The organism is Flavobacterium sp. IB48 (assembly GCF_016405855.1).
GTDB lineage: Bacteria > Bacteroidota > Bacteroidia > Flavobacteriales > Flavobacteriaceae > Flavobacterium > Flavobacterium ginsengisoli.
Window position 1 is genome coordinate 39,477 of sequence record NZ_JAEFCA010000009.1, and the last position, 14,067, is coordinate 53,543.

The 14,067-nt window shown below is 33.5% G+C and carries 8 protein-coding genes; 3 read left to right on the plus strand and 5 right to left on the minus strand.

Annotation, left to right across the window (positions count from 1 at the left end):
- Positions 1 to 107 precede the first annotated feature (107 nt).
- From JC605_RS20815 to JC605_RS20825, 3 genes are all read left to right on the plus strand, one after another.
- Entirely contained in the window at positions 108 to 1,547 is a 1,440-nt protein-coding gene (locus JC605_RS20815; RefSeq protein ID WP_198858022.1) for a glycoside hydrolase family 28 protein, read from the plus strand.
- Positions 1,548 to 1,684: 137 nt separating this feature from the next.
- Positions 1,685 to 3,664, plus strand: a complete 1,980-nt coding sequence (locus JC605_RS20820) for an alpha-L-arabinofuranosidase C-terminal domain-containing protein (RefSeq protein WP_198858023.1) — start codon at positions 1,685 to 1,687, stop codon at positions 3,662 to 3,664.
- 28 nt (positions 3,665 to 3,692) lie between these two features.
- Positions 3,693 to 6,164, plus strand: coding sequence for a glycoside hydrolase N-terminal domain-containing protein (locus JC605_RS20825; protein WP_198858024.1), 2,472 nt, complete (start codon positions 3,693 to 3,695; stop codon positions 6,162 to 6,164).
- Positions 6,165 to 6,300: 136 nt separating this feature from the next.
- Here the strand turns inward: JC605_RS20825 and JC605_RS20830 are convergent, their stop codons facing one another.
- The 5 genes from JC605_RS20830 to JC605_RS20850 form a co-directional block, all read right to left on the minus strand.
- Complete coding sequence (locus JC605_RS20830; RefSeq protein WP_198858025.1) at positions 6,301 to 9,516, minus strand: TonB-dependent receptor; 3,216 nt, start codon at positions 9,514 to 9,516, stop codon at positions 6,301 to 6,303.
- A 300-nt stretch (positions 9,517 to 9,816) separates the two neighbouring features.
- Positions 9,817 to 11,184, minus strand: coding sequence for a HAMP domain-containing sensor histidine kinase (locus JC605_RS20835; protein ID WP_198858026.1), 1,368 nt, complete (start codon positions 11,182 to 11,184; stop codon positions 9,817 to 9,819).
- A complete protein-coding gene (locus tag JC605_RS20840; protein WP_198858027.1) occupies positions 11,174 to 11,866 on the minus strand; it encodes a response regulator transcription factor in 693 nt (230 codons plus the stop codon). The genes JC605_RS20835 and JC605_RS20840 overlap by 11 nt, the downstream gene beginning before the upstream one ends.
- Positions 11,867 to 11,881: 15 nt before the next feature.
- On the minus strand, positions 11,882 to 12,799 hold the full coding sequence (locus JC605_RS20845) for a bestrophin family protein (protein WP_198858028.1): 918 nt from the start codon (positions 12,797 to 12,799) through the stop codon (positions 11,882 to 11,884).
- A gap of 126 nt (positions 12,800 to 12,925) precedes the next feature.
- Positions 12,926 to 14,050 carry a serine hydrolase gene (locus tag JC605_RS20850; protein ID WP_198858029.1) on the minus strand — a complete coding sequence of 375 codons (1,125 nt, stop codon included), beginning with the start codon at positions 14,048 to 14,050 and terminating at the stop codon, positions 12,926 to 12,928.
- Positions 14,051 to 14,067: the final 17 nt, after the last annotated feature.

Consider the following 14,067-nt stretch of genomic DNA (forward strand, 5'->3'; position numbering starts at 1 on the left):
TTCTTTAAAAAAAAATCTGCAGAATCTGTTTAAATCTGCAGAATCTGCGTGAAACAAAAAAACTTAGTGCTTTTGAGTCTTTGTGGCATTAAAAAAAAATATAAAACATGAAAAAGAAATCTATAATCGCGATCCTAATTTTCTGTATTTCCTTAACAGTTTCTGCGCAGAAAATCTACGACGTTAAAAAATACGGAGCAAAAGGAGACGGTAAAACCAACGACGCGGCAGCTATTCAAAAAGCAATTGATGCTTGTAGTAAAACAGGCGGAAGAGTTTTAATTCCAGCACCATTTACCTTTTTGGCGGGACCAATTGATGTAAAATCAAAAGTAGATTTGCATATTGAAGCCGGAGCAAAATTATTAGCAAGTCCAGATGAGAAACTGTACACCAAAAGTGCTTTTAGAACCAATCCAGGCGAAGGAACGATTTGGATCGGAGGAGAAAATATAGAAGATTTTACCATTAGCGGAAGCGGCAAAATAGACGGAAACGGAATTTCTTTTATGGGAGCAGAGGAAGATGATGCCTATATTTTAAAACCGTTTAATGTATTAGATCCAAGACCACATGTTTTAACAATTATTGGAGGAAAAAATATCAGAATCAAAGATGTTCATATCGGAAATTCAGCTTATTGGACTGTGCATTTAATTGGTTGTAATGATGTTGTAATTAGCGGAATTACTTTATTGAACAGCTTAAAAGTCCGTAACAGTGACGGAATTGATTTAGACCATTCTAAAAATGTTAGAATTAGTGATTGTTATATCGAAAGCGGTGATGATTGCATTTGTTTAAAAAACAGAAGAGAATTTGAAGAATTTGGTGCTTGCGAAAATATTACAGTAACCAATTGTACTATGACAAGCAGCAGTTGCGCTATTAAAATAGGTTCAGAAAATATGGATGCTATCAGACAAGTGGTTATTAATAATTGCATCATTAAAAATAGTAATCGCGCTTTAGGTATTCAAAATCGTGATGAAGGTACGGTAAGCGACGTTATTTTTTCTAATATTATTATCGAAAGTAAATTAAACACTGATACTTGGTGGGGAAAAGCAGAACCGATTTATGTAACAGCTTTTAGCAGAGCAAAAGGAAACCATAAAGACGCAAATTGGCGTTTTCCAAAAGGGGCGACAGAAGGTAAGGTCGGAGAAATTAAGAATATCTATTTCTCGAATATCCAATGTACAGGAGAAAATGGTGTGTTTGTAAGCGGAGAATCAAAAGATAAAATCAAGAACATTGTTTTTGAAAACGTGAGCGTTTACATGGATAAAACGACTTCTTTCCCTGGCGGATTATATGACAGACGTCCTGCAAATGTGGAAGGTTTTGTAAAAGGAAGCACTTCGGGTTTTTATTTTGATACTGCCGAAAGTATAAAAGTTCAGAATTGCACGGTTCAATGGGGAAAAAACAAACCAGAATATTATAAATATGCTGTAGAAAGTAAAAATGTTGATATTTTAAAAGTGGTTAATTTAGATGGAGAAGCAGCTTTTCCAAATAAATATGAGGCCGTTAAAAAGTGACGTAATCTTGTATAAAAATTATAAGTGTTAAATTCACAATAAATTTTTGTAAAGTGATACTTTTCAAACTTTCAGCATAGCGTTTAGAATGATTAATTAATATATTGCAAGTATATTCTCAATATAAAAACAGTACAATGAAAAGAAATGTAATTTCAACATTATTCATAAGTGGTTTACTATTTAGTACTATTTATGGAAATGCCCAAAAAGCGACTTTAGAAGTTGATGCTTCCAAAACGATAACCAAAATTCAGCCAACCATGTTCGGTTTGTTTTTTGAAGACATCAATTTTGCTGCAGATGGTGGACTTTATGCCGAAATGATTAAAAACAGATCCTTTGAATTTGAAAAACCTTTAATGGGATGGGAGCAGCCTAAATCGAACAGGTCTTCGATGAATAAGGAATCTGGAATGGCCGTACCTGTCAACATAGCTTCAAATAATACTAATTTTTGCAGAGTTGAGATTAATAATGATAAAGGCTACGCTTTAATAAACGAAGGTTTCAGAGGAATGGGAGTGAAGAAGGATGCTAAATACAATCTTTCTTTAAAAGCTGCGAATCATAACGGAGCAATAAAAAAAATTATTGTTCAATTAATAGATAAAGATCAAAAGGTAATTGGAGAAACGAGCATTGTTCCAAAATCAGATCAATGGACGAATTATACAGCACAGCTTATTGGTACTCAAACAGAAGCAAAAGCAAAATTAAAACTAACTTTTGAAGGAACGGGAATTATTGATTTAGACATGATTTCGCTTTTTCCTGAAGATACTTGGAAAGGCAGAAAAAACGGACTTAGAAAAGATCTCGTACAGCTTTTGTATGATGTAAAACCTGGATTTTTGCGTTTTCCAGGAGGTTGTATTGTAGAAGGTAGAACACTTTCTGATCGTTACCAATGGAAAAAATCGGTTGGGAATGTGGAAGAAAGAAAAACCATGATGAATCGTTGGAATGTCGAATTCAACCACAAGCAAACTCCAGATTATTTTCAAAGTTTCGGATTAGGGTTTTACGAGTACTTTCAGCTTTCAGAAGATATTGGTGCAGAACCGCTACCTATTTTAAGTTGCGGAATGGCTTGTCAATACAATACAGGAGAATTAGCTCAAATGGATGAATTAGAACCATACGTTCAAGATGCTTTAGATTTGATCGAATTTGCTAATGGTGCAGTTACTACAAATTGGGGAAAAATCCGTTCAGACATGGGGCATCCAAAACCATTTAATTTAAAATATATCGGAGTTGGTAATGAACAATGGGGACCAGCTTACATTGAAAGATATAAAGTTTTTGAACAAGCCATAAAAGCAAAATATCCTAATATTATTATTGTGTCTGGAAGCGGACCTTCTCCAAAAGGTGAACATTTTGATTATGCAATGCAAGAACTTAAAAAACTTAACGCAGAACTGGTAGACGAACATTATTACGAAAGCCCGAAATGGTTTAGAGAAAATGCAGGACGTTACGATAATTACGATAGAAAAGGTCCAAAAATATTTGCAGGAGAATATGCTGCACAAAGTGTTTCTGGAGCAAACCCAAATAATAGAAACAATTGGGAATGTGCTTTTTCTGAAGCTGCTTTTATGACAGGTTTAGAAAGAAATGCAGAAGTTGTTCAGTTAACTTCTTACGCGCCTTTGATGGCGCATGAAGATGCTTGGCAATGGACACCAGATATGATTTGGTTTAATAATCTGCAATCTTACGGATCAGCCAATTATTATGTACAGCAATTGTTTTCAACCAATAAAGGAACAGATTTATTAAGCATTACAAAAGACGGAAAAGCGTTAATTGGTCAGAATGATTTGTACGCATCGGCGGTAAAAGACGCAAACAGCAAAGAAATTATTATAAAATTGGTCAATACTGCAGCATCAAGCCAAGAAGTGAATATTGATTTAAAAGGTGCAAAATTAAGTACGAAAGGAACAATAATAAGATTGGCAAGTGCAAGTACACAAGATGAAAACACTTTTGCAGAACCTAAAAAAATTACACCAAAAGAAAGTGAATACAAAGTGATAAAAGGAAAACAAGATTTAAATCTTCCTGCTTATTCGGTAACGGTCTTAAAATTGAAAATGAACTAATTAATTGTAAATTATTAATAGAAATACCATGCTATATCATTTTTTAAAAAAGGTTTTTATATTTATTTCTGCCATTACTGGATTTTTTGGTTATTCGCAGGATTTAAAATTGCAATATAATCAGCCTGCTGTTGAGTGGACAGAAGCTTTGCCAATAGGAAATGGTACGCTTGGGGCAATGGTTTTTGGAAGGGTCGATTCTGAATTAATTCAACTAAATGAAGCTACTTTGTGGAGCGGAGGACCTGTACAGAAAAATATGAATCCAGATGCATTTAAAAACTTGGCATTAATTAGAGAAGCATTAAAAAATGAAGACTTTGAAAAGGCAAATGAATTGACTAAAAACATGCAAGGAGCTTATAGCGAAAGCTTTATGCCTTTAGGAGATCTGATTCTAAAACAGGATTTTGGCGGGAAAAAGACAGATTCTTATAACAGAAGTCTTGACATTCAAACAGGATTAGCGGTAACCAATTTTAAAGTTGACGGTGTAAATTACAAAAGAGAAATCTTCGCATCAGCGCCTGCACAATGTATTGTGATAAAACTTTCTGCAGATCAGTTAAAAAAACTTTCTATTGCAATTGATGCTTCAAGTCTTTTAAAAAATCAGAAAGTAGTTCAAAATCAATCTTTGGTTTTAAAAGGTAAAGCACCTTCTCATTCAGATCCAAGTTATATTGATTATAATAAAGAGCCTGTTGTTTATGAAGACGCATCAGGATGTAGAGGAATGCGTTTTGAATTGATTATTAAACCAATTGTAAAAGATGGAGAAATAAATTCTGAAGGAAATAGATTAGTTATAAAAAATGCATCTGAAATACTGCTTTTTGTTTCGGCAGCAACAAGCTTTAATGGATTTGATAAATGTCCAGACAGTCAAGGAAAAGATGAACATCAATTTGCTGAAACTCCAATTAAAAAAGCTAGTGCTAAGAAATACGATTTTTTATTTAAAGAACATAAAGCCGATTTTCAAAAATTCTTTAACCGAATTTCATTGCAATTAAATGTAAACGAAACCAATAAATCTAATTTGCCAACCGATATACGATTAGAACAATATGCAAAAGGTGAAAAAGATGCTGGACTGGAAGCTTTATTTTTTCAATACGGCCGTTATTTATTAATTTCTTCTTCGCGTACACACAACGTACCAGCAAACTTACAAGGAATTTGGAATAATAAACTTCGTGCGCCTTGGAGCAGCAATTATACGACCAACATTAATCTACAGATGAATTATTGGCCAGTAGAATCAGGAAATCTGTCTGAAATGTTTTTTCCGTTAGACGAATTCATTAATAATGTTTCTATAACAGGAGCAGAAACAGCCAAAAGTTATTACCATGCAAATGGCTGGGTTTTGCATCATAACTCAGATATCTGGGCAATGACAAATCCGGTAGGCGATTTTGGAAAAGGAGATCCAATGTGGGCCAATTGGTATATGGGGGCCAATTGGTTGAGCAGACATTTGTGGGAACATTATCAATATACGGGCGATTTAACGTATCTTAAAAAAGTATATCCGATAATGAAAGGAGCTGCAGAGTTTAGTTTAGAATGGCTTCAAAAAAATAAAAATGGTTATTTGGTAACGATGCCTTCTACTTCTCCAGAAAATATATTTTATTATGATGGAAAAAAGAAAGGAACTGTTACAACAGCTTCTACAATGGACATTGGAATTATAAAAGATTTATTCGAAAATACAATTGAGGCTTCTAAAATTTTAAATACAGATGTTGATTTCAGAAAAACTGTAAGTAAAGCAGAAGAACAATTATTGCCATTTCAAATAGGAAGCAAAGGACAACTGTTAGAATGGTATAAAGATTTTGAAGAAGAAGATCCGCATCATAGGCATACTTCTCATTTGTATGCTTTGCATCCTGCTAATTTGATTTCTCCATTAAAAACCCCTGAGTTAGCAAACGCTGCAAAGAAAACGCTAGAACTTCGCGGAGACGACGGAACAGGCTGGAGCTTGGCTTGGAAAGTAAATATGTGGGCAAGACTTTTAGATGGAAATCATGCTTATCAATTATTCAAAAATCAGTTGCGATTAACAAAGGAAAATAACACAGAATATAATAGACACGGAGGTTGTTATCCGAATCTTTTTGATGCGCATCCACCATTTCAAATTGATGGAAATTTTGCAGGAACAGCTGGTGTAATCGAAATGCTAATGCAGAGTCAGAATCAAGAAATTCATTTGCTTCCTGCTTTGCCAGATGCTTGGACAGATGGCGAAATTAAAGGTATTAAAGCAAAAGGAAATTTCTCTGTAGATATAAATTGGAAAGATGGGAAAATGAGTAAGACGAAAATTGTATCTAATAACGGAGGAACTTGCACTGTAAGAGCTGCAGAACCATTTGTGGTAGATAAGCTGAATATTAAAAGCGAAAAATCAACTATTGGTTATACTGCCGTATTTGCTACTAAAAAAGGAATCTCTTACAGTATTACACCAGAAAAACAGTAATATTTATATTTGGTTTGTTTAAAAAGCTGCTCTCTTTTGTGAGAGTGGCTTTTGTTATATAAGTTTAAAAGGAAAATCTCCCAGTTTCTTAAAGGAGAAACGGGGAGATAATCAAAAATAAAAAAAAACACAATTTTTAGAACGAGTATCTCAAGCCAAGCTGACCTTGGAATCTTGAAGCTAATTGATCTACAGTATAAGGTGAAGTAGTCGGTTTTTGGAAAGTGTAAGTTGGATCGCCCGTAGCAACTCCGCCTAAGTTTCCTGATTTTGTTAAACCAAGACTTGCTGTTGAATTATAAGTGTTAGGAACAAAATAACTTCTTCCCCAATCTTTGTTGATAAGGTTTCCGATATTTGCCATGCTGAAAGAAATTTGGAAAGTTCCTACTTTAGTAACCTTAATTTCATCCATTAATTTTAAATCAGCTTGAATGTTCCAAGGAGTTGTATCTCCATTTCTTTGTGTAAATGTTCCTCTACGGCTTTTTAAATAATCATTTCCGTTGATGAAAGCTTCATAATCTGCAACTTGTTGTGCTGCTGTTGCAGATGGAACTCCTGCAGAATTAACTCCAATATATTTTGCTGCTTCTGCTGCATCTTTAAAGATATAAGCTAAACCTGCTGCTTGTCCTGTTCCTGCAATTGTTGAGTTAACAAATCCCCAAGAAAACGGATTTCCAGATTGTGCATTGAAATACACGTTAGCAGATAAAGTATTGTTTGGAGCAACTTTTACGCCGTAACCTACATTAGAAACGATTCTGTGCTTAATATTAAAGTTAGAAGTCGCTAACTGTGGATTATTTGGAGTTAAAGATTGGTTCATTTGGAAGTTACTTTCCATAGAGTTACGAATTCCGTTTGTGATATCACGTGAATCTCCGTAAGTATAAGCCACCATAAAGTTGAAACCGAAATCGTAAGTTTTAGAAATCATTTCAGTAATGCTGTAACGGTATCCTTTATTTGTGTTTGACAACAAATATGCATTTGAAAAAGCTGAGTTTATGTTTGCAGCATAAATTGGCATTTCGTGTTTTGTATCGTAAGAGAAATAAGTAGGATTATCTGTTTTATTTACTTGTTGAAACTCTAAGTCACGAATTACTTTTGTGTACATACCTTCAAGAGTAAATTTGTATCCGTCAATCGTTTTATCAAAAGCCAATGAGTTTCTTAAAACAGCAGGCATTTTAAATTTATTGTCAATTAAATCGGCTTGTACTTTTGGCGTAGCATCATGGTAACCGTTAAGTCCGCCAGTTGCTAAAGGATCTCCAGCAGCTGCAACCTGAGCAGCAGTTAAATTGTTTTTGTCATAACTTCCGTATCCAACACCATCATTGTAATAAGCATATCCTAACCATGCAAACGGAATTCTTCCTGTAAATACACCAGAACCACCTCTAATAACAAATGTTTTATCATCGTCTACATTATAAGTAAATCCAATTCTAGGAGAAACTAATGCTGAACTAAAGAAGTTGTTTTTAATTTGATTCAACGGAGTATAAGTATATGTTGTTCCGTAGTTTGGATCTTCAGGAGAGTTTTGTACCTGCTCGCTTAATTTTGGTTTGTTTGGCAAATCTGTATAATCAATACGAATACCTGGAACTACTTTTAATTTTTCTCCAACTCTAATTTCGTCTTGAACGTAAGCGCTATACATGTTTATTTTGAATTTAGCATACGGATTATTGAAGATTTCGTCTCTGGTAGAACCATCAAAAGGATAAGTTCCACGAACACGAGTAGGAAGTTTATTGAAGAAATCTGCAAGAGATTTGTATGAAACTCTTCCGTTAAGTGCATTTACGAAACCATAGTTGATATCGTAAAACTCATTATGAGTACCAAATAATAAAGTGTGATTTCCTGTTTTATAAGTAAGATTGTCTGTAATCTCAGCAGTATTTTGCTTCATGTTGAAAACAGTTGCTTCACGATCGTTCCCTAAGAAAATAGTTCCTCCATTATAACCAATTTCTGTTTGAGGAAACATAATATTATTAGATTTTGGATCACGGTAATCTTTTATTGCCGAATAACTTGCAATAAATGAGTTAGACCATTGGCTATTGAAATGCGTTTTTAATTCTAAAACCGTACTGATAGCTTGGTTTTTCTGAGTAAAGTCCATACTTGCAAATCTGAAGTTTGCAGCATCGCGTTCTAAGTTTGTAGCCTGAGAAATTACAGTATTGTTTCTTAACGAAAGAGAGTTTTTCTCATTGATTTTCCAATCAATCTTATTGAAGAATTTTTGACTTTTCGAGAAGTTATTGTAAGAACCGTAAGTTCCTGGATCAAACCCATAGTTTGATTTTACGAATTGTGAAATCTGCTCTGCAGTAGCATTATCTACTAATGAAGTTAATTTTCCGTTAGAATCTGTTGAACCAGCATTATAAAAAACAGGATCTGTTCTTTCTGCATATTCCATATTAGTAAAGAAGAACAATTTATCTTTAATAATTGGCAATCCTAATCTGAAACCTACTTGGTAATCACCAAAAGAACTTGGCATTTTAGAACCGTCACCAGCATTGTTAGGACCAGTTATAGCAGCACTTCTTCCGTAACTGTAAATAGATCCGCTCACAGTATTTGTTCCGCTTCTTGTTACGGCATTTACACTTCCTCCTAAAAAGTTTCCTAATTTAATATCGTAAGGAGCAATATAAACCTGAATATCTTGAATTGCATCTAAACTGATAGAATTTGAACGTGTACTGCTTCCTGGCATTCCAGAAGTTCCAGATTGACCACCTAAAGAAGGGCTAAATCCGATTGCATCATTATTTATAGAACCGTCAATTGTAACGTTGTTGTATCTAAAGTTGGTACCAGCAAAAGAGTTGTTAGAACTTTGAGGAACAAGTTTTGTAACATCCTGAATTCCTCTATTAATTAAAGGAAGCGAGTTTACTTGTTTTTCATTAATGCTTGTACCATTGTTTTTAGAAGAAGGTTTAGAACTTGTAATAACCACTTCTTCTAATACATTGTTATCTGCTTTTCCAACTACTATTGTTGGTAAATCATTTTCGCCAAGAGCTAGATAAATATTTGCATTTGAGTAATCTTTGGTGTCGTTACCTTTTATTTCTAATTCGTAAGGGCCACCAGCATTTAAGTTTTCGAAGCTAAAACGACCAGATTTGTCTGTTGTAGCTCTGTAAACTGCATTTGTAGGTAAATGCGTTAAAGTAACTTCTGCACCTATAACTGCAGTAGTTCCATCATTGACTTTTGCAGACAACGATGAAGTTGTAATCTGGGCAAAAATACTTCCTGCTGTAAGGAGCATTAAAGCCGAAAAAAAGAGTTTTAGTTTTGTCATGTTATTTATTAGTTTTTATCCACGACAAATAAACTCTCTTTACTTTGATTCGATTTAAGGCTTATGTTAACGAAAAATCAAAAAACAATTCTTTGTTAACTTAAGATAACGAAGATGTTATTTAATAAAAAAACGGCTATCGCTTTAAAATCAAGCAGTTTCTCTCACATCCCATAAAACAAGGTATTAGAGATAGATTTAAACAAGATTAGAGATAGATTAGAGTATTATGTAAATGTTACGAAGAGCAGAAAAGCTATTTTTAAGACCAAGAAATATCTTTGATTTTTATTTCAAATACTACGGAAATTGGAGAGAGAAAACAGTGCCTTTTTCAAGTTCAGAATCGACAGTTAAAGTGATGTTATGGCGTTTTAGTATTTGCATCGTAATAAAGAGTCCTAATCCTTGTCCTTGAATGTGTCTGGTGCGATCGCTTCTGAAGAATAAATCGAAAATAGATTTGAGGTCTTTTTCTTCAATTCCAGAACCTTGATCTATTATTTTTAGAAGCAGTTTTCCTTGTTCTTCATAAGCTACAATATTAACCTGTAAAGGAAAAGAAAACTTAATTGCATTGTCTATTATATTATATAGAGCAATAAAAAGCATGTGTCGGTTGGCATTTACAAATAATAAATCTTCATTATTGGCAACGGCATCCAAATTAAGTGCAACTTTTACTTCAGGATATTCGATATTTTTCTTTTCGAGTATATTCCATAAAATTTCATCTATTCTAACCATTTCCATCTGGTCAGGCTCTGAAAGTTCTAATCCAGATAAAATAAGCAAACCATCTAATGTTGACTTTAAGTGAAAAGTATCTCTTCGAAGTGATTTTAAAACTTCTTCATATTGCTCATTGGTTCTCGGATGCTGTAAAGAAACATCGATATCTCCTATAATAAAAGTAAGCGGAGTTTTTAATTCGTGAGAAGCATTCTTAAGAAAGTTTTTCTGTATTGCAACGCCATTTTCCAGTCTTTCTAAAAGATAATTAAAAGTTGTAATCAGTTCCTTTATTTCGTCTTTTCCGCTTGCGGTTGGCATTTCAAGTCTAGAATGGAGATTTTCTGTTGTAATGGTATTTACTTTAGAAATAACATCGGCAAAAGGTCTGAAAGTTTGTTTTGCCAAAAATCTTCCTAAAAGATAATTAAGTGCAATTCCTGCCAGATAAAAAGTAAAGAAAACAATGGCAAGCATTTCTAACTGCCTAATTCCAACATCGTCTATTCCAGAAACAACAATAATAAAATCTCCTTGGTTGTCTTTGTAGTATAAACCGCTAAATTGTCTTTCGTCTATTGTAAAATGCAGAATTCGGTCTCGAGAAATAGCTTTTAATTCTCGATCATTTAATACAACAGGAACATCATCGCGTAAATACAATTTCTTTGTTTTTGCATTGTAAATTCGAATAGACTGATTCGCAATTTTATTAAATTGAGTTTCAATGTCTTTATAACTGACACTGTCCATTTTTCTAATTTCATCTTTCTCAAAATAGAAGAAAGCAGTAATTAAGGCGTTGTCTTCGAGTTTTTCATAATACAAATCTTTTCGATGGCTTTTAAAAAGCAAAAAAGATCCAATAAGAACAAGGCCTAAGATAAAGGCAAACAGCAGAGTCGAATTTCTGGCAAGTTTACTTTTAAGATTCATTAGATTTATCTTTAAGCATATATCCTGTACCTTTTATGGTATGTATCAGCGGAAAAGGAAAATTCTTGTCGATTTTATTTCTTAAATAATTAATATAAACATCAACAGTATTAATGCTCATATCAAGATCCATGTGCCAAACAGCTTCTGCAATGGCAATTCTAGACAAAGCAGTTTCTCGGTTTTTCATAAAAAAGATCAGAAGTTTTAATTCTCTCGAAGAAAGATTAAGTTCTTTACCATCTCTGCTGGCGCTTTGTTCTTTCATATTAATTTTGATTCCGGCATACGACTGAAAATCCAAAACGCCAGTGCTAAATTCTGTGCGACGAAGTTGTGCATTGATTCGCGCTAGAAGTTCTTCAAACAAAAAGGGCTTTGCCAAATAATCATCGGCTCCGGCTTTCAGTCCTCTAACTTTTTCTTGTGGAGTATCGAGTGCACTTAAAATAAGAATAGGAACAATTATTTTTCGATTTCTTAAAACTTCGCAGACTTCAAAACCAGAAATATCAGAAAGCATAATATCAAGAATGATAATATCATAGGTGTTTTCCATTACTTCGTTAATGGCGTCAAAACCTTTGCTGACATTTTTTACCTGATACAATTGCTCTTCAAGTCCTCTTGTAATAAAAGAAGCAACTCTCGGATCGTCTTCGACTAATAAAACTTTGTTCATCGTTTTTGAAGTAAATTAGGTAATATAATATTGGTTAGGAGTTTTCTTTTCAATCGTCTTTTGATCGTTTAATTCTAAAAGTGTATTTTCAATCATAAGAGACATTGCATCTAAAGCTAGATCATTTGGCTGAACGCCAAATGGTTCTTCTAATTCGTCGGCAATAGCTTCTAAGGCTACAAAAGTATAAGCAATAAAAACAATTGCAAAAGGCGTGATCCATCCTAATGTTTCTACAAATCCAAACGGAAGTATAAAACAATAGATATAAACAGTTCTATGCAATAATACGCTATAAGTGTACGGAATAGGAGTACTGGCAATTCTTTCGCATCCGCCAACAATATCCGAAAGTTTATTTAAATTTTCCTCGAATGCCAATTGCGCCATTCCGTCAATTTTGCCCTCTTCTTTTGCTTTTTTTACCCATAAACCTAATTCTCTTAAAATAATAATTGGCTTAAAATGAACATCTTTCAATTGTTCTTTAAAGTCTGAAGGAAGCAAACGATTAAAATCTTCTGTAGAATTGGTATTTCGTAATTGATGTTTTAAAGCATAAACAAATGCAATTAAAAGATTAATGAACTTTTGGCTTTCTAATTTGTTTTCTTTTGTATTTAAAAGTGTAATGCTTTGTCTGGCTAGCGATCTGGTATCGTTTAAAAGAGCGCCCCAAAGTTTTCTTCCTTCCCAAAAACGATCATAACTTACATTATTTCTAAAACCAAGAAATATGGCAAGCGCAATTCCGAACAAAGTAAAAATTGCTGGATTAATGTGAAGATTATATTCGAGAAGAAAAGATTTATAATAAACAATAAGGAAGGAAAACAAAAAGAGTAGAAACAATCGTGGAAGCAATTGGGGTAAAACAGAACCCTTCCATTCAAAGAGCATTTTAAACCAGTTGTCTTTTTTCTTAATAATCATTATGTAGAATAAAATTGATGCATTAAAAGTAATTAAAAGTATTTATTCTCTGTATTTTTTTTTAGAATAAATCTTTCGATTATAAAAAGAAAAAGCCTGAAAAAATCAGGCTTTTAAATTCAGTTTTTAATACAATATTGTTTCGGCCAATTTGATGAGCTCATTCTGTGTTTTCATATCAGAGTCGTTTGCAAAGAGAATAATTCCCGAATTAGATTCTGGAGAAAAGACAACATAAGAACTAAAACCTAAACTTCCTCCAGTATGCGAAATTCTTACTGGACCATTTTCTGGTTTGGTTATTTTCCAGTTTAAGCCTATTGCACCATTCTTAAGATCTCCAAAAGTTGGCTGATGTGTTAATTTTGCATCTGCATTTTTTTCATTCAAATGATATTTAATGTATTGTAGCATATCTGATGTTGAAGAAGCTATTGATGCCGCAACCTGCATATCTTCCCAATCTATAAAAGGCATTTTTCTTCCTTTTGCATCATATCCAAATGCCATTGAAGCAGGAAGTTTAACATTGCCTAATAAAACGGTATTTTTCATTTTAAGCGGAGTTGTAAATTCTTTCTTTATAAGTGTGCCAAACTTTTCTCCATAAACTGTTTCCATAATATGACCTAATAATTGCGCTGCTGTGTTGCAATGTCTAGAAATTGCTCCAGGAACTGTATCTAATTTCACATCATGCAAATCGGTATAAAATTGTTGTCTGCTATATTTTCGATGCACGGCGTCTAATATATAAGCAATAGAATCGGGGTTGGCTTTTGCGAAAATCTCTTTGCTGTCTGGCATCCAGTTTGGAAGGGCAGAAGTAAGGTTAGCAAGATTTAGTAGTGTAATTGGCGTTCCTTTATATTGAAGATTTGGATAATCTCCTTTCAAATATTTTCTAATATCATCTGTAAGAGTTACTTTTTTGTTGAGAACAGCTCTTGCTAGTAATGTTGAAGAGAATGTTTTACTGTTTGAAGCCAGTTCGTAAAGTGTATTTGAAGTAGGAAGAACTTGTTTTTCTTTTTGAGTAGAACCGTAGTTGTAGAAATATTCTTTTCCATCTTTTATAATTCCGATAGAAAGACCAACTCTCGAACTTTCTGACATAAACGGAAGAGCAGATTTGTTGACCAGAGAGTCCAATTTGGTTTTAAGCAGATTGTCGGCAGGAATTGTACCTTTTTGAGAATAAGCCATTATATTACATAGTATTAGGCTTAATGTGATTAGAAAATTTTTCATTTTAAAAAAGCTGTTTT

Coding starts and splice junctions, on each gene's coding strand:
- JC605_RS20840 (WP_198858027.1), bottom strand. CDS start 11,866: ATGAACAAAGTTTTATTAGTCGAAGACGATCCGAGAGTTGCTTCTTTT.
- JC605_RS20845 (WP_198858028.1), bottom strand. CDS start 12,799: ATGATTATTAAGAAAAAAGACAACTGGTTTAAAATGCTCTTTGAATGG.
- JC605_RS20850 (WP_198858029.1), bottom strand. CDS start 14,050: ATGAAAAATTTTCTAATCACATTAAGCCTAATACTATGTAATATAATG.
- JC605_RS20830 (WP_198858025.1), bottom strand. CDS start 9,516: ATGACAAAACTAAAACTCTTTTTTTCGGCTTTAATGCTCCTTACAGCA.
- JC605_RS20835 (WP_198858026.1), bottom strand. CDS start 11,184: ATGAATCTTAAAAGTAAACTTGCCAGAAATTCGACTCTGCTGTTTGCC.
- JC605_RS20825 (WP_198858024.1), top strand. CDS start 3,693: ATGCTATATCATTTTTTAAAAAAGGTTTTTATATTTATTTCTGCCATT.
- JC605_RS20815 (WP_198858022.1), top strand. CDS start 108: ATGAAAAAGAAATCTATAATCGCGATCCTAATTTTCTGTATTTCCTTA.
- JC605_RS20820 (WP_198858023.1), top strand. CDS start 1,685: ATGAAAAGAAATGTAATTTCAACATTATTCATAAGTGGTTTACTATTT.